General features: G+C 71.6%; 27 protein-coding genes. 11 read left to right on the forward strand and 16 right to left on the reverse strand.

The features are described from left to right. Nucleotides 1-14: 14 nt before the first annotated feature. The 5 genes from DCW30_RS07270 to DCW30_RS07290 are packed head-to-tail and all read right to left on the reverse strand — an operon-like array spanning nt 15 to nt 6,716. A complete protein-coding gene (locus DCW30_RS07270; protein WP_076686473.1) occupies nt 15-944 on the reverse strand; it encodes a dihydrodipicolinate synthase family protein in 930 nt (309 codons plus the stop codon). After that, entirely contained in the window at nt 941-1,981 is a 1,041-nt protein-coding gene (locus DCW30_RS07275) for an oligopeptide/dipeptide ABC transporter ATP-binding protein (protein ID WP_076686474.1), read from the reverse strand. The genes DCW30_RS07270 and DCW30_RS07275 overlap by 4 nt, the downstream gene beginning before the upstream one ends. Beyond that, nucleotides 1,978-4,023 carry a dipeptide/oligopeptide/nickel ABC transporter permease/ATP-binding protein gene (locus tag DCW30_RS07280; protein ID WP_079250148.1) on the reverse strand — a complete coding sequence of 682 codons (2,046 nt, stop codon included), beginning with the start codon at nt 4,021-4,023 and terminating at the stop codon, nt 1,978-1,980. The genes DCW30_RS07275 and DCW30_RS07280 overlap by 4 nt, the downstream gene beginning before the upstream one ends. 31 nt (nt 4,024-4,054) lie before the next feature. Next, nucleotides 4,055-5,014 carry an ABC transporter permease gene (locus tag DCW30_RS07285; RefSeq protein ID WP_076686475.1) on the reverse strand — a complete coding sequence of 320 codons (960 nt, stop codon included), beginning with the start codon at nt 5,012-5,014 and terminating at the stop codon, nt 4,055-4,057. 37 nt (nt 5,015-5,051) lie between these two features. Beyond that, the gene (locus DCW30_RS07290) at nt 5,052-6,716 is read right to left on the reverse strand and encodes an ABC transporter substrate-binding protein (protein ID WP_076686476.1); all 1,665 of its coding nucleotides are present in this window, start codon (nt 6,714-6,716) and stop codon (nt 5,052-5,054) included. 233 nt (nt 6,717-6,949) lie between these two features. Between DCW30_RS07290 and DCW30_RS07295 the strand changes: the two genes are divergently transcribed. After that, a complete protein-coding gene (locus tag DCW30_RS07295; protein ID WP_076686477.1) occupies nt 6,950-8,227 on the forward strand; it encodes an aspartate aminotransferase type Ic in 1,278 nt (425 codons plus the stop codon). 17 nt (nt 8,228-8,244) lie between these two features. Here DCW30_RS07295 and DCW30_RS07300 read toward each other — a convergent pair whose 3' ends face one another. Continuing rightward, nucleotides 8,245-8,919, reverse strand: coding sequence for an AIM24 family protein (locus DCW30_RS07300; protein ID WP_076686478.1), 675 nt, complete (start codon nt 8,917-8,919; stop codon nt 8,245-8,247). Nucleotides 8,920-9,118: 199 nt separating this feature from the next. Between DCW30_RS07300 and DCW30_RS07305 the strand changes: the two genes are divergently transcribed. Together DCW30_RS07305 and DCW30_RS07310 are read left to right on the forward strand one after the other, a co-directional pair. Continuing rightward, nucleotides 9,119-9,913: an isocitrate lyase/PEP mutase family protein gene (locus DCW30_RS07305; protein WP_076686479.1), complete on the forward strand. Its 795-nt coding sequence runs from the start codon at nt 9,119-9,121 to the stop codon at nt 9,911-9,913. 32 nt (nt 9,914-9,945) lie between these two features. Continuing rightward, nucleotides 9,946-11,418, forward strand: a complete 1,473-nt coding sequence (locus DCW30_RS07310; RefSeq protein WP_076686480.1) for a membrane-associated oxidoreductase — start codon at nt 9,946-9,948, stop codon at nt 11,416-11,418. Here DCW30_RS07310 and DCW30_RS07315 read toward each other — a convergent pair. Both DCW30_RS07315 and DCW30_RS07320 read right to left on the reverse strand, forming a co-directional pair. Then, nucleotides 11,405-11,689, reverse strand: a complete 285-nt coding sequence (locus tag DCW30_RS07315; RefSeq protein WP_076686481.1) for a DUF397 domain-containing protein — start codon at nt 11,687-11,689, stop codon at nt 11,405-11,407. The genes DCW30_RS07310 and DCW30_RS07315 overlap by 14 nt on opposite strands. Further along, nucleotides 11,671-12,504, reverse strand: a complete 834-nt coding sequence (locus tag DCW30_RS07320; protein WP_076686482.1) for a helix-turn-helix domain-containing protein — start codon at nt 12,502-12,504, stop codon at nt 11,671-11,673. Before DCW30_RS07320 ends, DCW30_RS07315 begins: the two co-directional genes overlap by 19 nt. A 115-nt stretch (nt 12,505-12,619) precedes the next feature. Between DCW30_RS07320 and DCW30_RS07325 the strand changes: the two genes are divergently transcribed. Genes DCW30_RS07325 through DCW30_RS36605 form a run of 3 tightly spaced genes read left to right on the forward strand, consistent with a single transcriptional unit; the run spans nt 12,620 to nt 13,252 of the window. Continuing rightward, entirely contained in the window at nt 12,620-12,862 is a 243-nt protein-coding gene (locus DCW30_RS07325; protein ID WP_237283438.1) for a hypothetical protein, read from the forward strand. After that, a complete protein-coding gene (locus tag DCW30_RS07330) occupies nt 12,859-13,080 on the forward strand; it encodes a hypothetical protein (RefSeq protein WP_076686483.1) in 222 nt (73 codons plus the stop codon). The genes DCW30_RS07325 and DCW30_RS07330 overlap by 4 nt, the downstream gene beginning before the upstream one ends. A gap of 1 nt (nt 13,081) precedes the next feature. Continuing rightward, a complete protein-coding gene (locus DCW30_RS36605; protein ID WP_159043864.1) occupies nt 13,082-13,252 on the forward strand; it encodes a hypothetical protein in 171 nt (56 codons plus the stop codon). A gap of 3 nt (nt 13,253-13,255) precedes the next feature. Here DCW30_RS36605 and DCW30_RS07335 read toward each other — a convergent pair whose 3' ends face one another. Continuing rightward, entirely contained in the window at nt 13,256-13,450 is a 195-nt protein-coding gene (locus DCW30_RS07335; RefSeq protein WP_237283439.1) for a hypothetical protein, read from the reverse strand. A gap of 62 nt (nt 13,451-13,512) precedes the next feature. After that, nucleotides 13,513-13,860, reverse strand: a complete 348-nt coding sequence (locus DCW30_RS07340; protein WP_076686485.1) for a DUF6247 family protein — start codon at nt 13,858-13,860, stop codon at nt 13,513-13,515. A gap of 135 nt (nt 13,861-13,995) precedes the next feature. Here DCW30_RS07340 and recO point away from each other — a divergent pair, with 135 nt between their 5' ends. Continuing rightward, on the forward strand, nt 13,996-14,748 hold the full coding sequence (gene recO / locus DCW30_RS07345) for a DNA repair protein RecO (RefSeq protein WP_062776708.1): 753 nt from the start codon (nt 13,996-13,998) through the stop codon (nt 14,746-14,748). 55 nt (nt 14,749-14,803) lie between these two features. Beyond that, entirely contained in the window at nt 14,804-15,625 is an 822-nt protein-coding gene (locus tag DCW30_RS07350) for an isoprenyl transferase (RefSeq protein WP_062776710.1), read from the forward strand. Nucleotides 15,626-15,691: 66 nt separating this feature from the next. Here DCW30_RS07350 and DCW30_RS07355 read toward each other — a convergent pair whose 3' ends face one another. The 4 genes from DCW30_RS07355 to DCW30_RS07370 form a co-directional block, all read right to left on the reverse strand. Next, a complete protein-coding gene (locus DCW30_RS07355) occupies nt 15,692-16,093 on the reverse strand; it encodes a Fur family transcriptional regulator (protein WP_062776712.1) in 402 nt (133 codons plus the stop codon). Nucleotides 16,094-16,164: 71 nt separating this feature from the next. Beyond that, nucleotides 16,165-17,052, reverse strand: coding sequence for a metal ABC transporter permease (locus DCW30_RS07360; RefSeq protein WP_076686486.1), 888 nt, complete (start codon nt 17,050-17,052; stop codon nt 16,165-16,167). Nucleotides 17,053-17,071: 19 nt separating this feature from the next. Further along, nucleotides 17,072-17,851, reverse strand: a complete 780-nt coding sequence (locus tag DCW30_RS07365) for a metal ABC transporter ATP-binding protein (protein ID WP_062776716.1) — start codon at nt 17,849-17,851, stop codon at nt 17,072-17,074. Between the two features lie 32 nt (nt 17,852-17,883). After that, nucleotides 17,884-18,870, reverse strand: a complete 987-nt coding sequence (locus tag DCW30_RS07370) for a metal ABC transporter substrate-binding protein (RefSeq protein WP_076686487.1) — start codon at nt 18,868-18,870, stop codon at nt 17,884-17,886. A 187-nt stretch (nt 18,871-19,057) separates the two neighbouring features. On the opposite strand from DCW30_RS07370, the gene DCW30_RS07375 reads away from it, so the two are divergent. Beyond that, nucleotides 19,058-20,440, forward strand: a complete 1,383-nt coding sequence (locus DCW30_RS07375; protein ID WP_062776720.1) for a glycine--tRNA ligase — start codon at nt 19,058-19,060, stop codon at nt 20,438-20,440. 34 nt (nt 20,441-20,474) lie between these two features. On the opposite strand, the gene DCW30_RS07380 is transcribed toward DCW30_RS07375, so the two are convergent. Then, nucleotides 20,475-20,867, reverse strand: a complete 393-nt coding sequence (locus DCW30_RS07380; protein ID WP_123985623.1) for an MmyB family transcriptional regulator — start codon at nt 20,865-20,867, stop codon at nt 20,475-20,477. On the opposite strand from DCW30_RS07380, the gene DCW30_RS07385 reads away from it, so the two are divergent. Together DCW30_RS07385 and DCW30_RS07390 are read left to right on the forward strand one after the other, a co-directional pair. After that, the gene (locus DCW30_RS07385) at nt 20,859-21,041 is read left to right on the forward strand and encodes a hypothetical protein (protein ID WP_205576617.1); all 183 of its coding nucleotides are present in this window, start codon (nt 20,859-20,861) and stop codon (nt 21,039-21,041) included. The two genes, DCW30_RS07380 and DCW30_RS07385, sit on opposite strands and share 9 nt — an antisense overlap. A gap of 156 nt (nt 21,042-21,197) precedes the next feature. Then, entirely contained in the window at nt 21,198-21,716 is a 519-nt protein-coding gene (locus DCW30_RS07390) for an allene oxide cyclase barrel-like domain-containing protein (RefSeq protein WP_079250149.1), read from the forward strand. 40 nt (nt 21,717-21,756) lie between these two features. On the opposite strand, the gene DCW30_RS07395 is transcribed toward DCW30_RS07390, so the two are convergent. Further along, complete coding sequence (locus DCW30_RS07395) at nt 21,757-23,211, reverse strand: MFS transporter (protein ID WP_076689357.1); 1,455 nt, start codon at nt 23,209-23,211, stop codon at nt 21,757-21,759. Nucleotides 23,212-23,273 lie beyond the last annotated feature (62 nt).

Below are 23,273 nucleotides of genomic sequence, written 5' to 3' on the forward strand. Positions count from 1 at the left end.
GCCCGGCCGCCCCCCTACAGCAGCCCCGCCGCCGTCAGGTGCTCGGCCACCGTCTTCGTCTCCTCGGGGGAGAGCGGGATCTGGGGGGCCGCCGTGGCCGGGCAGGTGATGACGCCGCGCAGGTGCAGCGCCGCCTTGAAGGCGCCGAGCGCCGACGAGCTGGGGCCCATGCGGGCCGGGTCGCCCGCCCTCACCATGCCGAACAGGGCGCACAGGCGCTCCTGTTCGGTCCTGGCCCGCGGCCAGTCGCCCGCGCGGCAGGCGCGGTACAGGCGGGCGTACCCGGCGGGGTCGACGTTCCCGAGGCCCGGCACCACGCCGTCCGCGCCCATGGCCAGCGCCGAGTCGGCCGTCAGCTCGGAGCCGGTCAGGGCGGCGAAGGGGCCGGTCAGCGCCCGTTTCCCGACGACCACCTCCCGGAAGCCGGCCTCGTCGCCGCTGGAGTCCTTCAGGCCCGCGAGCACCCCGTCGGCGGCCAGTTCGAGGACCGCTCCCGCGGTCAGCTTCGTGTGCACCGACGACGGCAGGTCGTACGCGATGAGCGGCGCCCCGGAGCCCTGGGCGACCGACCGGAAGTGGCCCATCACCTCGGCGGGGTGCGTGCGCGTGTAGAAGGGCGCGGTGACCACGGCGGCGTCCGCGCCCGCCTTGGTGAGGGCGCGGACGTGGTCGAGGACGCGGGGCGTCGTCATGTCGATGGCCCCGGCGAGGACGGGCACCTGCCCGGCGACGTGGCGGACGACCGTGTCGAGCACCAGCGCCCGCTGCCGGTCGGTGAGGTAGGCGACCTCCGAGGTCGAGCCGAGCACGAAGAGGCCGTCGACGCCGCCCGCCACCAGGTGGTCCACGAGCCGGACCAGCGAGGCCGTGTCCACCTCGCGCTCCGGTGTCAGCGGCGTGCAGACGGGTGGTACGACACCGCTGAGCGGGGCCGGAAGGGTCATGGGTGCTCCCTGGTCGTCGGTGCGGGGGCCGTGGCGGCGGCCTGGGCGACGAGGTCGTGGGTCGACTCGCCCTCGTCCACGGGGTGGTGGCAGCGGAACGTGTGCGCGGGGCCCGCGTCCTCGGCGTCCGGCATGGCGGCGGCGCACGCGTCGTCCGCCTTCCAGCAGCGCGTGCGGAACGGGCAGCCGCTCGGCGGCCGTGTCGCCGACGGCACGGGGCCCACCAGCGGGATCGGGTCGATGGGGTCGAGCAGTCCCGGCGTGGCGGAGAACAGGGCGCGCGTGTACGGGTGCCGGGCGCGGTCCAGGATGTCCCGCGCGGGCGACTCCTCCACGATGCGGCCCAGGTACATGGTGACGACGCGGTCGCTCATCCTGCGTACGGTCTGGATGTCGTGCGACACGAAGACCAGGGCCAGGCCCAGGCGTTCCTTGAGGTCCAGGAGGAGGTTGAGGATCTGGGCGCGGACGGAGACGTCCAGGGCGCTGGTCGGCTCGTCGGCCACGACCAGGTCCGGTTCCAGGGCCAGGGCGCGCGCGATCGCCACGCGTTGCCGCTGGCCGCCGCTGAGCCGGCCGGGCAGCCCGTCCGCCAGGCCCGGCGGGAGCCCCACCAGGTCCATCAGCTCTTTCACGCGCTCGTCCCGCTGCTTGGGGCCGCCCCGTCCGTGGACGTCCAGGGGGTCGCGGAGGATGCGGCGTACGGGGAGCCTGCGGTTCAGGGCCGTGGCGGGGTCCTGGAAGATCATTCCCGTGCCTGTGCCGATCGCCTCGCGGCGGGCCGCGGGGGACATGGTCCAGAGCTCCTCGCCCCGGAACGTCACCGTGCCGGTGGAGGGCCTCTGGATGCCTACCAGGGTGTGCGCCAGGGTGGTCTTGCCGCAGCCGGACTCTCCTACGACGCCGACCGTCTCGCCTCGGGCGATCGTGAGCGTCGCCGCTGTCAGGGCGTGGACCGTGTCCCTGGACCAGAGGCCGCCGGTCCGTGCCCTGTGGACGACGTGGACCGCGTCGAGCTCGGCGAGTGGGGTCGTCATTCGGCTGTGCCTCCGTGGGGGCTGGGCGCGCTCCGCGGCGGAGCCGCGGGTCGATACGGCCCCGCGCCCCCGAAGGGGCCCCTTCGGGGCCCTTCGCCGAGGGCCGGGTGGTGGCAGGCCGTGGCGTGGGACGTGACGCCCACCAGGGCCGGGGACATGTCGCGGCACACCTCGCTCGCCAGCGGGCATCTGTCGGCGAAGCGGCAGCCGGAGGGGAAGTCCGCGGGGGACGGGACCACGCCCTTGATCTGGGTGAGGCGTTGGGCCGCCGACTCCAGGGAGAGGACCGAGCCGAGCAGGCCCCGCGTGTAGTGGTGGGACGGGGCTTCCACCAGGTCCGCCGTCACGCCCGTCTCCACGATCTGGCCGCCGTACATCACCACCACCCGGTCGGTGACGTCGGCGACGAGGGCCAGGTCGTGCGAGACGAGGATCAGCGCGAAGCCGAGTTCTTCCCGCAGGCGCAGCAGGAGCTGGATGATCTGGGCCTGGACGGTGACGTCGAGGGCGGTCGTCGGTTCGTCGGCGACGATCAGCTTCGGGTCGCGGGAGAGGGCCATGGCGATGAGGACGCGCTGGCGCTGGCCGCCGGAGAGTTCGTGGGGGTAGCTGCGCAGGGTGCGCTCCGGGTCGAGGCCGACGAGGGTGAGGAGTTCGTGGGCCGTGCGGCGGCCACCCCTGCGTACGACCTGTTTGAGCTGGGCGCGGACGGTCATCGCGGGGTTCAGGGAGGACAGGGCGTCCTGGTAGACCATCGCCATGTCGTGGCCGAGGAGGCGGCGGCGGGAGCGCATGGGCAGGCCGGTCAGCTCCCGGCCGTCGAACGTGACGCGGCCCTGGACGCGGGCGCCCTTCGGTTCGAGGCCCATCACCGTCAGGGCGGTGAGCGACTTGCCGCAGCCCGACTCGCCGACCAGGCCGAGGACTTCGCCGGGGCGCACGTCGAAGCTGATGCCGTCGACGATGTCGACGCCGCCGTGGCGTTCGGGGAACGAGATGCGCAGGTCCTCGACGGAGAGCACGGGCGGGGCCGTCGGCAGCGGGCGGGCCCGGGAGCGCAGCCGGGCCGCCGCCTCCGTGAGGCCGGGGAGTTCGAGTACCTCGCCGCTGCCGGGCTCGGGGGCTTCGAGGCGGTCCTCGTGGCGGGCCCTGCCGGGGACGGTCCGGGCGGACGGCGCGGCCCAGGCGTCGGACACGCCCTCGGAGAGGACGTTCAGGGAGAGGACGGTGACCAGCATCAGCAGGCCGGGGAAGACCGTCGCCCACCAGCCGCCGATCAGGACCATGTTCTTGCCGTCGGCGATGACGCTGCCCCAGGACGGGTCGGGCGGACGGACGCCCGCGCCGATGAAGGAGAGCGAGGCCTCGAAGACGATGGCCTCGGCGACCTGCACGGTGCAGAAGACGAGGACGGGCGCCGCGCAGTTCACGGCGACGTGGCGGATGAGGATGTGCGGGGTGCGGGCGCCGATGACGCGTTCGGCGCGCACGTAGTCCTCGCCGTACTGGTCGAGGACGTTGGCGCGGACGACGCGGGCGATCGGGGGTGTGAACAGGAACGCGATCGCGCAGATCAGTACGGTGATGCCGCCGCCGAAGACCGCCACGAGGACGGCGGCGAGCGCGATGCCGGGGAAGGCCATGACGACGTCGAGGCAGCGCATCAGCGTCTCGTCGACGGCCTTGCGGGAGGTCGCGGCGACCGCGCCGATCACCGCGCCGACGATCAGGGCGAGCAGCGTGGCGCCGAGGCCGATGGCGAGCGACCAGCGCGCCCCGTACATGAGGCGGCTGAGGATGTCGCGGCCGAGGCTGTCCTGGCCCATCCAGTGGTCGGCGGAGGGGTGTCCCGTGCCGTCCGCCTGGGGCTGCTGGTCGAGCGGGTCGTGCGGGGCGACGAGCGGGGCGAGGAGGGCCACGAGGACGACCAGGCCGACCACGCAGGCCGCGACGCGGGAGGGGACGGGGAGGGCGCGCAGCGACCGGATGCGGATGCCGGGCGCCGAGAGGCGCTCGGTCAGCGTTTTGCGCGTGGAGTACATCAGCGGGCCTCTTCCGGGTGCGGCGCGGCCATCAGGCGGAGCCCCTCAGACGTGGATTGACCAGCAGGTGGAGGATGTCGATGACGAGGTTCACGACGACGAAGCCGACGGCGGTGGTGATGACGACGCCCTGCACGACGGCCGGGTCGCCGTTCTTCACGGCGTCGATCATCAGCTTCCCCATGCCCGGCAGCGAGAAGATCGTCTCGATGACGACGGCGCCGCCGAGCAGATAGCCCACGCGCAGCCCGAGCACGGTGAGCGGGTTGATGAGGGCGTTGCGGAGCACGTTGCGGCCGACGACCACCACGGGAGGCAGGCCGTTGCCGATGGCGGTGCGGACGTAGTCCTTGTCCAGTTCCTCGACCACGGCCGTGCGGATGATGCGGGTGAGGCCCGCCGCGACCGGCAGCGAGAGCGCGAAGGCGGGCAGGGTCATCGTCCTGAGCCAGCCGGTGAGGGAGTCGGCGGGGTTGATGTAGCCGCCGGTCGGGAACCAGCCGAGGTCGACGGCGAGGTACTGGATCATCAGCAGCGCCAGCCAGAAGCCGGGCGCCGCGACGCCGGTCAGGGAGATGACGCGGATGAGCTGGTCCGGCAGCCCGTCGCGGTGGATGGCCGCCGTCACGCCGAGGGTGAGCGAGAGCACCACGGCGATGCCGAGCCCCAGGAAGGTGAGCTGCATGGTGAGCGGCAGGGCGGTCATGACCTGGTCGAGGACGGGGGAGCGGTTGAGGACGCTGATGCCCATGTCGCCCTGGAGCAGGTCCCCTACAAAGGCGATGTAGCGGGCCGGCAGCGGATCGAGCAGCCCGTTCTCCTCGCGGAAGTCGTGCAGCTGCTCGGGGGTGGGGTTGGCGCCCTGGAAGAACGCGGAGGCCGGGTCGACGTCCGAGAACCGCATGACGAGGAAGACGAAGAGGACGATCCCGAGGAGCAGGGGGACGAGCAGGGCGATGCGGCGGGCCAGAATCCTGACGACTGCGGTCACGCGTGCGGCTCCTGAGCTTCGTTGGACCGGCGCCCGGTCAGGCCCACTTGGCCCGGAGCAGGTTGATCCCCGGGTAGGGCTGGGGCTGGACGCCGCTGATCTTCTTCGGGTCCCAGGCGGTCATGAGTTCGTTGTGCACGACCGGATAGAGCACGGCCTGCTCGGCCACGGTGTCGATGTAGTCCTGGATCATGGCCCGCTTGCGGGAGGCCTCCGGCTCGCGGGTGGCCCGGTCCATGTCCGTGAAGAGCCGCTTGGCGGTGGGGTTCCCCGCCCAGCGCGCGTAGCCCATCCAGATGTTCCGGGGGCCGTAGTTGTAGCGCATGATCAGGTCGGCGTCGAGGCCGAACTGGTTGGGGTTGGAGGCCGCCGCGACGATCTGGAAGTCCTTCTTCTGGTCCAGCTTGGTGAAGACGGCGGTGGTCTCCTGGGGGTCGAGGGTGACCTCGACGCCGAGCTTCTCCCAGCCGTCCTTGATGGTGGGCAGGCAGTCGACGATCCAGCTCACGTTGACGGCCATGAGGTTCACGCCGAACTTGCCCGCCCCGGCCTCCTTGAGGAGCTTCCGCGCCTTCGCCAGGTCGTAGCCGTAGACCGTCTTCGCGGGCCGGTAGGAGGGGTTGGACTCGTTGAGGAAGGACGTCGAGGCCCTGCCGTGGCCCCGCAGCGCGGCCTCGATCATCTTCTCGCGGTCGATGGCGTAGTGCAGGGCCTGCCGCACGCGCACGTCGTCGAACGGCTTGTGCGCGGTGTTGAAGAGCAGGAACAGGTTGTTCATCCCGGCGCCGCCCTCGACGGTGAGGCCGCCCTTCTTGAGCTGCCCGATGTTGGCGTAGGGGATGTTGTCGGAGATCTCCGCGTCCGCGCCGGCGCCGGAGATCTTCGCGACGCGGGGCGCGGCGTCCACGATGGTCAGCCAGTTCATCTTCTTGAAGGCGGCCTTGCGGGGGCCGTTGTAGTCCGCGAAGGCCTCGAAGGTGGTGTTCGACTTCGGGTGGTGCGCGGTCATCCGGTACGGGCCCGAGCCCACCGTCTTGCCCTTGGTGGCCTCGTCCCAGGCGCCGGGCTCGCCGAAGACGTGCTTCGGCATGATCTTGGCGAGGGAGAGCCGGGCGGCGCCGTCGGGGAAGGGGAACTTCAGGATCAGCTCCACGGACGTCGCCCCGGTCTTCCTGACCTCCTTCAGCCAGCTCTCGAAGAAGCCCTTGGCCAGCGTCTGGGTCTTCGGGTCGAGGATGCGGTCGAAGACGAACACCACGTCGTCCGCGGTGACCGGCTTCCCGTCGTGCCACTTCGCGCCGGGCCGCAGGGAGAACGTCCACGTGGTCGCCTTGAGGTCGTTCGGCACCTCCGTGGCGAGCGCCGCGTACGGCTCGCGGCTGATCGGGTCGGCGCCGAGCAGCCCCTCGTAGATGTGTTCGTTCCCCGCCATGGCGAAGGCGGACGCCGTCTGGGTCGGGTCCCAGCTGCCGTCGTTGCCGTAGCCGATGACGGCCGTGAGCGTGGAGTCGCCGCCCTGCCCGCCGTCCCCGGTCTCGTTGGTCGACTCGGGCCCCGCCGAGCAGGCCGCGAGCGTGCCGCTCAGGGCGGCGGCCGTGCCGAGCGCCCCGCTGTATCTGAGGAAGGACCTGCGGTCCGGCGCGGGTGGCGGTCCGAGCCGCGAGCCGTGCCGCGACGTGCTCCGAGGGGTCGAATCGCTCACAGTGTCTCCCTGCCTGCCGGAAGAGGTCCCACGTCCTACGTCATGGGGGGCGTGGCGACCATAGGAGCGCGGAGGGGGTCGGTCAAGGGCCCGCACAAGGTGTCGCACAAGGTGTCGGGCGGGCATCGCCGCAGGACCACCCCGTGAAACGCCCGCACCGCCCACCGGCCCCGCTTTGTATCCTCGCCGGGCGGCACCCACTCCCCGAAGCGGCATCTGCGAGAGGCGACACCATGACCACCGAGCTCAGCCCCGACGCCCCGGCCCCGGTCGGCCCGCTGGAGCGGGCCCGCGGGGAGTACGAGGACCTCGCGGCGCGCGGGCTCTCCCTCGACCTCACCCGCGGCAAGCCCGCTCCCGAGCAGCTCGACCTCTCCGAGGACCTGCTGAGCCTGCCCGGCGGGCGTCACACCGCCGCCGACGGCACCGACGTGCGCAACTACGGCGGCCTCCAGGGGCTCCCCGAGCTGCGCGAGATCTTCGCCGACCTGCTCCAGGTCCCGGCCGCGCAGCTCCTCGCCCTCGGCAACTCCAGCCTGGAGCTGATGCACGACTGCATCGTGCACGCCCTGCTCGGCGAGGTGCCCGGCGCGACGTCGCGCTGGGTGGACCAGGAGCGCGTCGCGTTCCTCTGCCCCGTGCCCGGCTACGACCGGCACTTCGGCCTCTGCGAGCGCTTCGGCATCGACATGATCCCCGTGCCGATGACGGCCGAGGGCCCCGACATGGACGAGGTCGAGCGGCTCGCCGCGGAGGACCCGGCCGTCAAGGGCATCTGGTGCGTGCCGAAGTACAGCAACCCCGACGGCGTCTCGTACAGCGACGAGACGGTCGCCCGCCTGGCCCGCATGGAGACCGCCGCCCCCGACTTCCGGATCTTCTGGGACAACGCCTACGCGGTCCACCATCTCACCGACGAGCCGGTCGAGATCGCCGACATCCTCGGCGCCTGCGCCGAGGCGGGCCACCCCGACCGCGCCTTCGTCTTCGGCTCCACATCGAAGATCACCGCGGCCGGCGCGGGCGTCGCCTTCTTCGGCTCCTCGCCCGCGAACGTGACGTGGCTCCTCGCCAAGAACGCCAAGCGGTCGATCGGCCCCGACAAGATCAACCAGCTGCGCCACGTCATGTTCCTGCGCGACGCCGACGGCGTGCGGGCGCACATGGAGCGGCAGCGCGCGCTGCTCCAGCCCAAGTTCGAGGCGGTCGCCCGCATCCTCGACGCCGAGCTGGGCGGCACGGGCCTCGCCACCTGGACGGCGCCCAAGGGCGGCTACTTCGTCACCCTCACCGTCCCCGACGGCTGCGCCAAGGAGGTCGTGAAGCGCGCCGCCGAGGCCGGCATCGTGCTGACCCCGGCAGGCGCCACCCACCCCTACGGCGACGACCCGCGCGACGCGGTCATCCGCGTCGCGCCCAGCTACCCGGGCCTCGCCGAACTGGAGCAGGCCATCCACGGCCTCACGGTCTGCGTCCGCCTGGTGGGTCTGGAGCAGCAGGCGGCCCGCTAGCCGGGGGTCCCGTCCCGTCAGCTCTTCTGGGGCTGTGGCGTCACCTCGCTGGGCCGCACGATGACGTACCCCTCGCCCTGGAGCATCAGCTGCACCGCTTCGCCGGAGCCGCCTCGGATCATCGAGCCGAACGACTGCGAGCGGTGCAGCGACGTGGCGAGATCGGCGGTCCAGCCGACCACCGCGTCCGTGTCGACGTACACGGGCTGCTGGTGGGAGACGGGGATGACCAGCGGGTTGCCCTCGCACATCAGCCCGAGGCGGCCCGCGCCCGTGAACACGCTGTTGAAGAGGCCGCCGCCGGTCACGCCGGCCCCTTTCACGGTCTTGATCTCGTACGACAGCGTCGCGTCGAAGCACAGCACGTTGCGGCCGTTGATGGTGAGGACGTCACCCGGCTCGACGTCCACGATGAAGCAGTTCTGCGCCTCGTGCGCGAACCATGCCTCGCCCTGCCCGCGCACCGCCATCAGCGGCAGCCCCTCGCCGGTCACGGCGCGCTTGAGCATGCCGCCGACGCCCTGCCCCTTGCGTTCGAACTGGAGGTTGCCGCGGTAGGCGATCATCGCGCCCTGCCGCGCGAACATCTCGCCGTTGACGGCGTACTTGACGGACTTGGCGTTCTGGAGGCTCATGCCGGGCATGTGGGCCGGCTGCGCCATGTGGTCACTGGAAAAGAGGTCGCTCTTCATGGCCACATCCTGATCGACGCCCGGCCCCCGGGGGAAGCGGGACCTCACGGCTCCGCTTCCCCGCCCCGGGCGCGGTCCGCGCCCGGGGCACGAAAGTGCCACCCACCGGCCGGGAATCCCCCGGTCGCGCCCCGCCCCACCGGCACTTTTCCGCGTCCTTCGCCCCGCGCCGAAACGTTCGCCGCATACCGTCGTCGGCATGACACAGCGCCACGACGAATTCCGCCATCTGCACCGGGCCGGTGCGCCCCGGCCGCTGCTGCTGCCCAACGCCTGGGACCACGCGTCGGCCGCCGCGCTCGTCGCCGCCGGTTTCCGGGCGGTCGGGACGACCAGCCTCGGGGTGGCGGCGGCGGCCGGGGTGCCGGACGGGACGGGCGCCACGCGGGCGGAGACCGTCCGGCTCGCCCGCACGCTGGGACGCCTCGACGCGCTGGTCAGCGTCGACGTGGAGGGCGGCTTCGGCGACCGGCCGGAGGATGTGGCCGCGCTCGCCGTCGAGTTGGCGGACGCCGGCGCCGTCGGCGTCAACATCGAGGACGGCCGCGCCGACGGCACGCTGCGGGACGCCGGGCTCCAGTGCGCGATCCTGCGGGCGGTGAAGGACGCGGTGGGGGAGCGGCTGTTCGTGAACGCGCGGACGGACACGTACTGGCTGCCGGGTGCGCCGGTGGCGGAGACGGAGGCCCGCCTCGCGGCGTACTGCCGGGCGGGCGCGGACGGGGTGTTCGTGCCGGGCCTGCGGGACCTGCCCGCCATCGCCGCCCTCACGTCGTCCCTCGACGCCCCGCTCAACATCCTCCACGCACCGGACGGCCCCTCGCTCGACGCCCTCGCGGCGGCGGGCGTGCGGCGGGTGAGCTGCGGGTCGCTGCTGTTCCGTGCGGCGCTCGGGGCGGCCGTGGCGGCGGCCGAAGCGGTGGCGGAAGGCCGGCCGCTGTCCGGTGACATCCCGTCGTACGCGGAGACGCAGGGGCTTGTCGGGTCCGGTTGACAGGTGATCGGCCTCCGGCCAGCATCGCGGCGGTGGAGATCAGCGAGCTGACGGCCGCCGAGCGGCGGGTGTGGGAGGCGTTTCCGCTGGGCGGGACCGTCGACTTCCGGGAGGGGCCCGACGACGCCCCCGGGCCCGACGCGGACTGGGGGCCCGCGCGGACGGTGCGGGCGGAGGTGCTGCGGGCGCTGCTGCTGGGCGGGGCCGCCGAGGAGGGTCACACGCCGGTCCTCCGGGTGACCGGGGCGCGCGTCAGCGGGCCGCTCGACCTCCAGTACGCGGAGGTCGCCACGCCGATCCACCTGAAGGCCTGCCTCTTCGATGACATACCCGAGCTGTACAGGGCCCAGTTGCGGCAATTGAGCCTCACGCGCTGTCGTCTGCCGGGCATGCACGCCATCGCCCTCCGGGTCGACGGCTCGCTCCGCATGCCCGAATGCCGGGTCCTGGGGCCCGTCCGGCTCGGCGGGGCGCGGATCGCCGGAGGGGTGACTCTGTACGGGGCACACCTGGGAGAGCCGGGTGCGGCCCTGGACGAGCCCGTCCTGGCGCTGAACCACATCACCGTCGAGGACGACATCCGGGCCGACCAGGGGTTCACGGCGCACGGCGTGGTCCGGCTCGAAGGGGCGGCCATCGCAGGGCGCGTCGACTTCGACGACGCGGTCCTCAGCAACCCGGGCGGCACCGTCCTCCAGGCGAGGAACCTCACGGTCGGCTCGGAGCTGCACGCCGCACGCCTCGCGGCGCGTGGCCGGGTCGACCTGCGCGGTGCGCGGATACCCGCCGGTATCGGTCTGGAGCAGGCGTCCCTCATGAATCCCGGCGGCATCGCCCTGCGCGCCAGCTCCCTCGTGGCGGGGGCCCTGTGGCTGCACAGGACCCCGCGCATCCAGGGCACGGTCACGCTGCGCGGTGCGCAGGTCGACTTCCTGTACGTCGCCTCGGACACCTGGCCCGACGAGGTGCGGCTCGACGGCTTCACGTACACCAGGATCGGGCCCCGCGAGCCCGTCGAGCGGCGTCTTGAGGTCCTGGAGCGGGACACCGACGGCTACGTGCCGTTCGCGTACGAGCAGCTCACCGCGGCTTACCGGAACATGGGCGACGACGCCGCCGCCCGTACCGTCCAGCTCGCCAAGCAGCGCCGCCAGCGCGCCACCCTGCCCTGGTACGCCAGGGCCTGGGGGCACCTCCAGGACGTGACCGTCGGCTACGGTTTCCGGCCGACGCGGGCGGCGGTGTGGCTGCTGTCGCTGCTGCTCGCCGGGGCGGTGACGTACGCCGTGCGGCCGCCGACGGCGTTGAAGCGGGGCGAGGCCCCTGACTTCAACCCCGTCTTCTACACCCTTGACCTGCTGCTGCCGATCGTCTCCTTCGGGCAGGAGCAGGCGTACGCCTCGCGGGGCGTGTACCAGTGGCTGGCGTACGCCTTGATCGTCCTCGGCTGGACCCTGGCGACGACGATCGCCGCGGGCGTGACGCGGACGATCAGCCGCCAGTAGCCTCGCGGACCCCGGTCACGAAGTCCTGCCAGGCGGTTCCCCCGATGACCAGGGCGGGGCCCTGGGGGTCCTTGCTGTCGCGGACGGGGACGACGCCGGGGATGCCGTCGGCGACCTCGACGCATTCCCCGCTGTCGCCGCCGCTGTAGGTGCTCTTGCGCCAGCGGGCGGCGCCAGGGAAGTCGTGGGCCACTTCGACGCAACTGCCGCCTTCGCCGTTGCTGTGGCTGCTCTTGCGCCAACGGGCGTTGCTCAGGTCGTAGCGATGCATCGTCTGTAGTCCTCAGCCGCCGATTCGATCAGGGCGAGGGACGCCTCCGGCGACAATGCGGCGGCCCTGATCAGATCGTAAGCGCGGTGTGCACGCTGCACCACCAACGGTTCGTCGACCAGGGTTCCCGAAAAGGCGTCCTCTGTATAAGCAGTTGGCGGCGCGTCCTCGAAGGCCATGAGTGTGAGCATCCCGCCCATGGTGGCGTGCGCGCCCGCTACGTATGGGAGCACCGTGAGCAGCACCTGCCGGTCTCGCATCAGGCGCGCCATGTGATCCAGTTGCTCGGCCATCGTCGCGGGCCCACCAACCGGGATGTACAGCACGTTCTCATGTACTGTCACCCAGAACTCCGGCCGGGCGGCGTCCTTGAGGATGGCCGCCCGCTCAAGCCGGGCCCCCACGATGTCCTCCACGTATTCGTCCGTGACGAAGGGGTTCGCCGCGAGGGTCACCGCGCGGGCATACGCGGCGGTCTGGAGCAGGCCCGGCACCAGCGTCGGGGCGAATTCGCAGATGCGTGTCGCGAGGGCCTCAAGCTCCACCACCGCCGCGAAGTAATCCGCGTACCGCTTGTCGTCGATCAGTTGGCGGCAAAGCCGTTCGAAAAAACCCCCGGTTTGTAGGACCTCATCGATCCGCTGGGCCACGTCCAACTGCGGTTTGCGAATCGCCTGTTCGAATTGGCCGATGTAGCCGCCGGAGACGAAGACCCGCATGCCCAGTGCGGACTGGGTCAGACCCGATTCCTCCCTGCGACGTTTCAGCTCGGCGCCGAAGAACTCCCACGCCGCCTGCCGTGAACCATTGGCCATGGCCAACCGCCTTCCGCTGCCACGCAGTTGTAGAGGGCAGATTGCTGCCGAGTGTAGATGCAGTGCGTCACCGTAGAGGCACGAAGAGTGAAATACGGAAGTGAAGGGGAGTCACGTGGAGTCGGAATCGAAGCGTCACGCAGAGGCCTGCGTGGAACAGGCGGAGGAGACATTGAGGGAATTGCGCGCCGCGCTCGCAGGGAGGGGAATCACGCTGCCGTCGCTGCGGATCGACGCGGCGACGATCGCGCGGGAGGCCCCGTGTCCGCGGATCGAATTCGGCGGTTGTTCCGTCGACGTCGCGGCCCGACTGGCCGCGGCCCTGCGCGCCGGCGGCGCCAAGGAGGCGACCCCATGAATCCACACCTCCCCGTCGGCTCGTACGCGGTCGACACCCGCGACGGGCGGCTCGGCAGGGTGATGGGCCACGAGGGGCCTTACGTCCAGCTGCGCCCCTATGGCGGGGGCCGCGAGTGGGACTGCTCCCCGGAGGCGGTGCGGACCGCGACGCAGGCGGAACGGCTGCGCGCGGCGACGGCGTACGCGAACGCGCGGAGCCGGGGGGAGGTGTTCTGAGGTGCCACCGGCGGACCCGGCTCCGTGGCTCGACCTGCCCGACCTCGACGGGCCGGCGCTCACGGACGACGAGATGGCGGAGGTCTTGCGAGGCATGGGCGGGCACCGACTCGACGTGCACGGTGGCTCCAGCGGCGTACGCGAGCGAGCGGAGCCCGGCGAGACGCCCTGAGACTCAGCCGTAGAAGGTGATGTCGCAGACGTAGACGCACTCGTGGCGGGGCACGGGCAGGAAGCTGATGAAACCACGGCCGCCGAGGATGTCGAACTCGCGCGGGCCGCCCTCACGGTCGGTCGGCCTGCCGATCCGGACGCTGCCTTCGCCGAGCGCGGCGAGTTCGGTGGTGAGGCGCTCGACCTCGGCCGCCACGCCGGTCGAAAGGCCCTCGGTGATGTACTCGGCGCTCGGGTTGTCGTCCCAGGATTAGTCGGTCACAGACCTGCCTCCGCTTCCGCCGCCTCGCGGATGCGGCGGATCTCGGTGATCGCCTCTGTCGGGTCCTGCGTCCCGGCGTCCACGAGCTGCTCCAGTTCGCGCAGCCGGGCCGCGCGCTGCGGGTGCCGCTCGATGGCGACGAAGACGGCCCAGGAGTGGATGAAGGCCCGCAGCGGGGCGAGGCTCTGCGTCTGCTGGGCGTTCGTGGTCGCCTCGAAGAGGTGCTGGGTGAGCGCGGGGACCCTGCTGGGTGCGATCCGGGCCACGGCGGCACGGAGGGCGTCGGGTGTCAGCTCGGGCATCGGGATCAGCGGCCCGAAAGGGCCGTCGGGCTGTGCGCTCACAGGGTCCTCCGGTGCGGGTGGGGCAGGTCTCCGTACGCTACCGCCCCGCAGGAGGAGGTAGAGGGCATACGAGGCGAACCGCCCCGCCCGGAACCCCGGGCCTGTCTGTCGGTGGGGTGCGGGAGAATGGGGTCCATGAGTCTGTTCCGCGACGACGGCATCGTGCTGCGCACCCAGAAGCTGGGTGAGGCGGACCGGATCATCACGTTGCTCACGCGCGGTCACGGGCGGGTACGGGCGGTGGCGCGCGGGGTGCGGCGCACCAAGTCGAAGTTCGGGGCGCGGCTCGAACCGTTCTCCCACGTCGACGTGCAGTTCTTCGCGCGCGGCAGCGAGCTGGTCGGGCGGGGGCTTCCGCTCTGCACGCAGAGCGAGACCATCGCGCCGTACGGCAGCGGGATCGTCACGGACTACGCGCGGTACACCGCCGGGACGGCCATGCTGGAGACCGCCGAGCGGTTCACCGACCATGAGGGCGAGCCCGCGGTGCAGCAGTATCTGCTGCTCGTGGGGGCGCTGCGAGTGCTGTCGCGGGGCGAGCACGAGCCCCACCTCGTGCTCGACGCCTTCCTGCTGCGCTCCCTGGCCGTGAACGGCTACGCGCCCAGTTTCACCGACTGCGCGCGGTGCGGGCTCCCCGGGCCGAACCGGTTCTTCTCCGTGGCCGCGGGCGGCTCCGTCTGCGTCGACTGCCGGGTGCCCGGCAGCGTCGTACCCTCTGCGGAGACCCTCACCCTGCTCGGCGCGCTGCTCACCGGCGACTGGGAGACGGCGGACGCGTGCGAGGCGCGGCACGCCAGGGAGGGCAGCGGGCTGGTTTCGGCCTATCTGCACTGGCACCTGGAGCGCGGGCTGCGGTCCTTGCGGTATGTGGAGAAGAGCTCGTGAGCACTGCACGTGAGCACGCACGCACAGAGATCAGCTAGGTAGGAGAGAGCCCCCCATGGCACGACGCGGAATCCTCGGACGGTCCCGCCGTGAGTACAAGGTCCCCGAGCCGCACCCCTCGGGCGCCCGGCCGCCGAAGATCCCCGGCGAGCTCGTACCGAAGCACGTGGCGTGCGTGATGGACGGCAACGGCCGCTGGGCCAAGGAGCGGGGGCTGCCGCGCACCGAGGGCCACAAGGTGGGCGAGGGGGTCGTCCTCGACGTCCTCAAGGGCTGCCTGGAGATGGGCGTCAAGAACCTCTCGCTGTACGCCTTCTCCACCGAGAACTGGAAGCGCTCGCCCGAGGAGGTGCGCTTCCTCATGAACTTCAACCGCGACGTCATCCGCCGACGCCGCGACGAGATGGACGAGCTGGGCATCCGCATCCGCTGGGTGGGCCGGATGCCCAAGATGTGGAAGTCCGTCGTCCAGGAACTCCAGATCGCCCAGGAGCAGACGGTCGACAACGACGCGATGACCCTGTACTTCTGCGTCAACTACGGCGGCCGTGCCGAGATCGCCGACGCCGCGCAGGCCATCGCCCGCGACGTGGCGGCGGGCAGGCTCGACCCGTCCAAGGTGAACGAGAAGACGTTCGCGAAGTACCTGTACTACCCGGACATGCCGGACGTCGACCTCTTCCTGCGGCCCAGCGGCGAGCAGCGCACCTCGAACTACCTGATCTGGCAGTCCAGCTACGCCGAGATGGTCTTCCAGGACGTGCTGTGGCCCGATTTCGACCGCCGCGACCTATGGCGCGCCTGTCTCGAATACGCCGGGCGCGACCGCCGCTTCGGCGGCGCCATCCCGAACGAGGAGCAGATCGCCAACAGCTGACCGCCGGACGCGAGAGGGGGCCCGTACCGCGCCTGTGGCGGTACGGGCCCCCTCGCGTGACACCGCCTACTTCCGCGCGCACTCCGCGCAGGTGCCGAAGATCTCCACCGTGTGCGCCACGTTCACGAAGCCGTGCTCCGTGGCGATCGACTCGGCCCACGACTCCACGGCCGGGCCCTCGACCTCCACCGCCTTGCCGCAGACGCGGCAGACCAGGTGATGATGGTGCTCACCGGTCGAGCACCGGCGGTAGACCGTCTCGCCCTCGCTGGTGCGCAGGGCGTCCACCTCACCGGCGTCGGCCAGGGACTGGAGCGTGCGGTAGACGGTGGTCAGACCCACCGAGTCGCCCTTGTGCTTGAGCATGTCGTGCAGCTCCTGCGCACTGCGGAACTCGTCCACGTCGTCGAGTGCCGCGGCCACTGCCGCGCGCTGGCGGGTGGACCTGCCTCGAACCGGGGCTCCCACGGTTGTCTCCTCGCGTCTGCGCTCTGGTCTGGGCCTGCCGGGCCATTGTGCCAGGTCGCCCGCGAACGGGGTCAGCCCTTGGCCGCCGGCTGGGCGGGAACCGCGCACTCGGCCGGATCGGACGCCGCCGCTGCCGCCGCCGCACGGGCCCTGCGCCGGGCGAGCGGCGTCGCGAGCACCGTCAGGGCGATGAAGACCCCGATGGTCAGCAGGACGATCGTCGCGCCGGGCGGCACGTCCTGGTAGTACGAGGTCGCCGTGCCGCCGATCGTCACCGCCACGCCGATCGCCACCGAGACGGCGAACGTCGCCGCGAAGCTCCGCGTGAGCTGCTGGGCGGCCGCCACCGGCACCACCATCAGGGCGGAGACCAGGAGCAGGCCCACGACCCGCATGGCGACGGTGACCGTGACCGCCGCGGTCACCGCCGTCAGCAGGTTCAGCGCGCGCACCGGGAGCCCGGTCACGCGCGCGAACTCCTCGTCCTGGCTGACCGCGAAGAGCTGGCGGCGCAGGCCGACCGTGACCAGGACCACGAAGGCGGCGAGCAGGCAGATCGCCGTCACGTCCTCCTCGGAGACCGTCGAGAGGGAGCCGAAGAGGTACGACTGGAGGTTCGCGTTGGAGCCGCCGGGGGCGAGGTTGATGAACATCACGCCGCCCGCCATGCCGCCGTAGAACAGCATCGCGAGCGCGATGTCGCCGCGCGTCTTGCCGTACCAGCGGATCAGCTCCATGATCACGGCGCCGACGATCGCGACCGCCGTGGCCATCCACACCGGGGACGTGGAGAGCAGGAAGCCGAGGCCGACGCCGGTCATCGCGACGTGGCCGATGCCGTCGCCCATCAGGGCCTGGCGGCGCTGGACGAGGTAGATGCCGACGGCGGGGGCGGTGATGCCGACGAGGACGGCGGCGAGCAGCGCCCGCTGCATGAAGGCGTATTCGAGGATTTCCATGGTGCGCTCTCGTCCTCGGTCAGGTCAGGAGGCCGGTGCGGACCGGCTCCGCGTCGGCGGTGTGCGGGTGGACGTGGTCGTGGCCGGGCAGCGCGTGCTGGCCGACCGCGCGCGGCGGCGGGCCGTCGTGCGTCACGCAGCCGTCGCGCAGGACCACGGCCCGGTCGATCAGCGGCTCAAGGGGGCCCAGCTCGTGCAGGACGAGCAGGACCGAGGCGCCCTTGGCGACCTGCTCGCGCAGCGTGGCCGCCAGGACCTCCTGACTGGCCAGGTCGACGCCCGCCATGGGCTCGTCCATGATCAGCAGCTCGGGCTCGGAGGCCAGGGCGCGCGCGATCAGGACCCGCTGGTGCTGGCCGCCGGAGAGGGCGTTCACGGAGTCCTTGGCGCGGTCCGCGAGGCCCACCAGGTCGATGGCCCTGGCCACGGCGGCGCGGTCGGCCCTGCCGAGGATGCCGAAGCGGGCGCGCGAGAGCCGCCCGGAGGCGACGACCTCACTGATCGTGGCGGGCACGCCGCCGGCGGCCGTGGTGCGCTGCGGGACGTACCCGACGCGGGCCCAGTCGCGGAAGCGGCGGCGCGGGGCGCCGAAGATCTCTATCTCGCCGCCGCTCACGGGGACCTGGCCGATGACCGTGCGCACGGCGGTGGACTTGCCGGAGCCGTTGGCGCCGAGCAGGGCGACGACCTCGCCGCGGCCCACCTGGAGGTCGATGCCGCGCAGCACGGGGCGCGAGCCCAGCTCGGCCGTCACCTTGCGCAGGGATATGACGGCTTCGCCCGGATCTGTCTTGGTCATGGCTCATGCCTCCGTAGCCGCGGAGAGTGGGGTCACTTGGCGCCCAGGGCCTTCTGCAGGGCCTTCAGGTTGGACTCCATGACCTGGATGTAGTCGTCGCCCTTGGACTTGCCCTCGGTGATGCCCTCGATCGGGTCGAGTACATCAGTCTTCAGGCCGGCGTCGTTCGCCAGGGTCTTCGCGGTCTTGTCGCTGACGAGCGTCTCGTAGAAGACGGTGGTGACACCGTCCTCCTTCGCCATCTTCTGGAGGTCCTTGACGCGCTTGGCGCTGGGCTCGCCCTCGGGGTCGAGGCCGCTGATGGCCTCCTCGGTCAGGCCGTAGCGCTCGGCGAGGTAGCCGAAGGCGGCGTGGGTGGTGATGAAGACCGTGGACTTCGTGTCCTTGAGGCCGTCCTTGAAGGAGGTGTCCAGGGCGCCGAGCTTCTTCACGAGCTTCGCGGTGTTCTTCTCGTACGTCTTCGCGTTCTTCGGGTCGGCCTTCTCCAGGGCCTTGCCGACGCCCTCGGCGACCTCGGCGTACTTCACCGGGTCCAGCCAGATGTGCGGGTCGGCGCCCTCGTGGGAGTGGCCGTGGTCGTGGCCCTCGTGGCCTTCCTCTTCCTCGTGGCCGTGCTCGTCGGCGTGGCCGCCGGCCTCGTCGCCGTGCTTCTCCGTGCTGGTCAGGGAGGCGGCGTCGACCTTGGTCCCGATGCCGGACTGGTCGATCGCGTCGTCGACGGCGGGCTGGAGGCCCTTGAGGTACACGGCGACGTCGGACTCCTCCAGCTGCCCGCGCTGCTTGGCGGAGACGTCGAGGTCGTGGGGCTCCTGGCCGGGCTCGGTGAGGTTGGTGACGGAGACGTGGCCGCCGCCTATCTGCTCCGCGAGGTACTGCATGGGGTAGAACGACGCCACCACGTCGAGCTTGCCGTCCTTGCCGTCCGCCGCGGAGGTCGAGCACGCGGTCAGCGCGGTGAGACCGAGCGCCGTGGCGGAGGCGAGGGCGGCGGTGGATATGAGGCGTCGTCGTACGTTCATGACACTCATTTTCAACAAATGTGGAAACGATTGTCAACAAAGCCCCCTCGGGGGTGCGGTAAGAGGGTCATACCGGAACCGATTTGATTAGGGGGGTCGGGCCGCCGGTAACCTGAAGCATTCGCTCCCGAAGCCGCTGCCTCCGGCAGTGAAGGCTTCGCCCCGCCGTCGTCATGAGAAGAGCACCGTGGCCGCCGACAAGATCGACACCATCGTCAGCCTGAGCAAGCGCCGTGGCTTCGTTTTCCCCTGCAGTGAGATCTACGGCGGCCAGCGCGCCGCCTGGGACTACGGGCCGCTCGGCGTCGAGCTGAAGGAGAACCTCAAGCGCCAGTGGTGGCGTTACATGGTCACCTCGCGCGAGGACGTCGTCGGCATCGACTCGTCGGTGATCCTGGCGAGCGAGGTCTGGCAGGCCTCCGGCCATGTCGCGACCTTCTCCGACCCGCTCACCGAATGCCTCTCCTGTCACAAGCGCCACCGCGCCGACCACCTGGAAGAGGCCTACGAGGCCAAGCACAACCGTCCCCCGGCCAACGGCCTCGCCGATGTGAACTGCCCCAACTGCGGTACGAAGGGCCAGTTCACCGAGCCCAAGCAGTTCTCCGGCATGCTCGCCACGCACCTCGGCCCGACCCAGGACACCGGCTCCGTCGCCTACCTGCGCCCCGAGACCGCGCAGGGCATCTTCACCAACTTCGGCCAGGTCCAGCAGACCTCGCGCCGCAAGCCGCCCTTCGGCATCGCGCAGATGGGCAAGTCCTTCCGCAACGAGATCACGCCCGGCAACTTCATCTTCCGCACCCGCGAGTTCGAGCAGATGGAGATGGAGTTCTTCGTCAAGCCGGGCGAGGACGAGAAGTGGCAGGAGTACTGGATGGAGCAGCGCTGGAACTGGTACACCGGTCTCGGCCTGCGCGAGGAGAACATGCGGTGGTACGAGCACCCGAAGGAGAAGCTCTCCCACTACTCCAAGCGCACCGCTGACATCGAGTACCGCTTCCAGTTCGGCGGCAGCGAGTGGGGCGAGCTGGAGGGCGTCGCCAACCGCACCGACTACGACCTGACCGCGCACTCCAAGGCCTCCGGCCAGGACCTGTCGTACTTCGACCAGGAAGCCGGCGAGCGCTGGACGCCGTACGTCATCGAGCCCGCGGCCGGTGTCGGCCGGACCATGCTCGCCTTCCTCCTCGACTCCTACATCGAGGACGAGGCGCCCAACGCCAAGGGCAAGCTGGAGAAGCGCACGGTCATGCGCTTCGACCACCGCATCGCCCCGGTGAAGGTCGCGGTCCTGCCGCTCTCCCGCAACCCGGAGCTCTCGCCGAAGGCCAAGGGCCTGGCCACCGCGCTCCGGCAGAACTGGAACATCGAGTTCGACGACGCCGGCGCCATCGGCCGCCGCTACCGCCGCCAGGACGAGATCGGCACGCCGTACTGCGTCACCGTCGACTTCGACACCCTCGACGACAACGCCGTCACGGTGCGCGAGCGCGACACCATGAAGCAGGAGCGCGTCTCCCTCGACCAGATCGAGGGCTACCTCGCCACCCGCCTCGTGGGCTGCTGACCCGCCCACCGCTCCACGAAGCCCCCGGTCCCGGTCATGGGACCGGGGGCTTCGGCGTCTGCACGAGGATCGCCGCGTCCTGCGGCCGCGGGGTGAGCAGCAGCGTCATCTCGTACGGCCTCGGCGGGCCTTCGCCCCGCGGGGTGATCTCGACCGTGCGCGGGGCGAAGTCGCCGACGGAGCGGCACTCCCACCATTGCCCGAGGTCCGGCCGAGCGGACCGCAGGCGGCCGGTGAGGCGTGCGAAGCCCTCGTCCCGCGGGCGGTGGTCCGCACGCGTGCGCACATGCCGGTGGAGATCCATGGCCACCGGCTCCCAGCCGGGCAGCACCCGCTGATGCCGCTCGTCGCCGACGAGCAGCATCAGCAGGTTCCGCCGCTCCTCGGGCACGCCCGCGGGGTCGGGCCACACGGCGGTGTGACGCACGGCACCCTGCTCGTCGCTTCGGCGCGGACCTGGCTTGACCGCCTGGCCGCGGAAGGCGCGGAGATCACGGAGCCGCCGGCCGAGGTCCCGACCGGCTCGGGTTTCACGGCGCGCCACCGGGACGGCACGGTGATCGAGCACGTGGAGCACCGGCCGACGGAGGAGGGGCTCTAGGGGCGGGGCGCGGCAGCACGGGGGCGTCCGCCGATGACGGGACTCATGCCCTCGGGGTGATCAGCTCATGGCGGCGCTGGTCTTGGACGCCCGCGACGGGCGCGCCATAGCGTCGAGCCGTCCGCACGAGAAGATCGCCGCGAGGGAGATTCCGCCATGGGGAACAGCAGGGCTCGCACCAGGCTCACCAGAGGCGCCACCCTGGCGCTGGCCACCGCGGCGGTCGGCGTCTTCGCGGTGGGCAGTGCGGGCGCCGGCACCGGGACGAGCGCCGGGAAGGCCGACACCGCGAAACAGGGCCGCGTCGAGGTCATCGAGCTCCAGATCAAGGACCTGGAGCACCGGGCCGTCGATCTCGGCGAGGCGGGGCCGAGCCTGGGCGACATGAGCGTCTACTGCGGCACCGCCGTGGAGAACGGCCGTGAGGTCGGCGTCGGGGCCGGGACGGCTCAGGTCATCAACCTCAGCGGTGGCGAATCCACGTCCCAGGCCGTGATCACGCTGGAACTCGAACGCGGCTCCCTGACGATGCAGTCGCTGCTCACCGACCGCGAGAGTCCGCTCGACATGGCCATCACCGGCGGCACGGGCGCTTACAAGGACGCCCGGGGCACCGTCCGCTACTGGGACATCGCCACGCCGAAGGAGCGGATGCGCGTCGAGATCCTGCGCTGACGGAGGCGGTCCCGCGCCGACGGCGGACGCGCGGGCACGGCTACCTCCCGGCGACGGCCGCCACCCCCTGGCCGTCGTCGGCCAGCCGTTCCGCGGTCCGCTCCGCCGTGGCGCGCGCCCAGCGGCCGCTGGTCAGGGCGCCCACGACGAGGACGGCGAGACCGCAGGCCACGAGGATCCACCAGGCGGGGCGGCCGGCCCCGGTGAAGTCCTCCGCGTACGAGGACGAGGCGACGCCCGACGCCAGGACCGCGCCGATCACGGCGACGCCGAGCGTCTGGCCGATCTGGCGGCTGGTGGAGGCGACCGCGGCGGCCACGCCCGCCTGGGCGCGCGGCATCCCGGCGACCGCCGTGTCGGTGATCGGGGCGTTGACGAAGCCGAAGCCGAGGCCGAAGAGCACGTAGCCGACGAAGCGCGTCACGCCCGTGTCCTCCGCCTCGAACGCCGCGAACAGCACGCCCGAGGCCGTCATCGCGACGCCCGCGATCAGCAGGGAGGGCCGGGGCCCGCGGCTGCCCACGAGCCGCCCCGACAGGGGAGCGCAGACCAGGGTCATGGCCGCCATCGGCAGCATCCACAGGCCGGCGTGGAGGGCGTCGAGGCCGCGGACGTCCTGGAGGTAGAGCGTCGACAGGAAGAGGAAGCCGCCGAGCGACGCGAAGGCGCAGACCGCGATCACCGTGGCCCCGCTGAACGGCGCCGACCGGAAGAAGCGCAGGTCGATGAGGGGCTCCGCGCGCCGCGGCTCATAGAGGACGAGCCCGGTCAGGCCCAGGAGCGCCGCCGCGGCGGAGGCGAGGATCAGCGGCGAGGTCCAGCCGGCGCTGGGCGCCTCGATGATCGCGTACGTCAGCGCGCCGAGCAGCACGATGACCAGGAGCTGCCCGACGGGGTCGGGGCGGCGCGGCCTCGGGGCGCGGGACTCGGGCACGTACCGCATGGTCAGGAAGAGCGCGGCGAGGCCGACCGGCAGGTTGATCCAGAAGATCGAGCGCCAGCCGACGGAGTCCACGAGCAGGCCGCCGACCAGGGGGCCCGCCGCCATGGAGATGCCGACGACGCCGCCCCAGACGCCGATGGCCCTGGCCCGCTCGCGCGGCTCGGTGAACGTGTTGGTGATGATCGACATCGCCACGGGGTTGAGCATCGAACCGCCCACCGCCTGGACCGTGCGGAACGCGACCAGGCAGGGCAGGTTCGGGGCGAGCGAACAGAGCGCCGAGCCGACGGTGAAGACCACCAGGCCCGCCTGGAAGACCTTGCGGCGTCCGACGCGGTCGGCGGTCGAGCCCGCGAGCATGAGCAGCGAGGCGAGGACGAGCGTGTACGCGTCGATGGTCCACTGCATGCCCGAGACGCCGGCGTCGAACTCCCGCCGCATGGTCGGCAGCGCGACGTTCAGGACGGTGTTGTCGAGGCTGACGATCAGCAGGCTCATACAGCAGATCGCGAGGACGAGCCTGCGCCCGCCGCGGGTGAGTTCATCGGGCATGTACCTGACGGTAGCCCGCCGGGGCGCGGGGGCGCGGTCGATCATGCCCCAGGGGCGTGGTC

Source organism: Streptomyces alfalfae, assembly GCF_004127445.1.
In the GTDB taxonomy this organism is placed as follows: domain Bacteria; phylum Actinomycetota; class Actinomycetes; order Streptomycetales; family Streptomycetaceae; genus Streptomyces; species Streptomyces alfalfae.

Excerpts from the sequence above, each read along its gene's own strand:
- DCW30_RS07270 (WP_076686473.1), bottom strand. The coding sequence starts at position 944 with ATGACCCTTCCGGCCCCGCTCAGCGGTGTCGTACCACCCGTCTGCACG.
- DCW30_RS07275 (WP_076686474.1), bottom strand. The coding sequence starts at position 1,981 with ATGACGACCCCACTCGCCGAGCTCGACGCGGTCCACGTCGTCCACAGG.
- DCW30_RS07280 (WP_079250148.1), bottom strand. The coding sequence starts at position 4,023 with ATGTACTCCACGCGCAAAACGCTGACCGAGCGCCTCTCGGCGCCCGGC.
- DCW30_RS07295 (WP_076686477.1), top strand. The coding sequence starts at position 6,950 with ATGACCACCGAGCTCAGCCCCGACGCCCCGGCCCCGGTCGGCCCGCTG.
- DCW30_RS07300 (WP_076686478.1), bottom strand. The coding sequence starts at position 8,919 with ATGAAGAGCGACCTCTTTTCCAGTGACCACATGGCGCAGCCGGCCCAC.
- DCW30_RS07305 (WP_076686479.1), top strand. The coding sequence starts at position 9,119 with ATGACACAGCGCCACGACGAATTCCGCCATCTGCACCGGGCCGGTGCG.
- DCW30_RS07315 (WP_076686481.1), bottom strand. The coding sequence starts at position 11,689 with ATGCATCGCTACGACCTGAGCAACGCCCGTTGGCGCAAGAGCAGCCAC.
- DCW30_RS07320 (WP_076686482.1), bottom strand. The coding sequence starts at position 12,504 with ATGGCCAATGGTTCACGGCAGGCGGCGTGGGAGTTCTTCGGCGCCGAG.
- DCW30_RS07330 (WP_076686483.1), top strand. The coding sequence starts at position 12,859 with ATGAATCCACACCTCCCCGTCGGCTCGTACGCGGTCGACACCCGCGAC.
- recO (WP_062776708.1), top strand. The coding sequence starts at position 13,996 with ATGAGTCTGTTCCGCGACGACGGCATCGTGCTGCGCACCCAGAAGCTG.
- DCW30_RS07350 (WP_062776710.1), top strand. The coding sequence starts at position 14,804 with ATGGCACGACGCGGAATCCTCGGACGGTCCCGCCGTGAGTACAAGGTC.
- DCW30_RS07360 (WP_076686486.1), bottom strand. The coding sequence starts at position 17,052 with ATGGAAATCCTCGAATACGCCTTCATGCAGCGGGCGCTGCTCGCCGCC.
- DCW30_RS07365 (WP_062776716.1), bottom strand. The coding sequence starts at position 17,851 with ATGACCAAGACAGATCCGGGCGAAGCCGTCATATCCCTGCGCAAGGTG.
- DCW30_RS07370 (WP_076686487.1), bottom strand. The coding sequence starts at position 18,870 with ATGAACGTACGACGACGCCTCATATCCACCGCCGCCCTCGCCTCCGCC.
- DCW30_RS07390 (WP_079250149.1), top strand. The coding sequence starts at position 21,198 with ATGGGGAACAGCAGGGCTCGCACCAGGCTCACCAGAGGCGCCACCCTG.
- DCW30_RS07395 (WP_076689357.1), bottom strand. The coding sequence starts at position 23,211 with ATGCCCGATGAACTCACCCGCGGCGGGCGCAGGCTCGTCCTCGCGATC.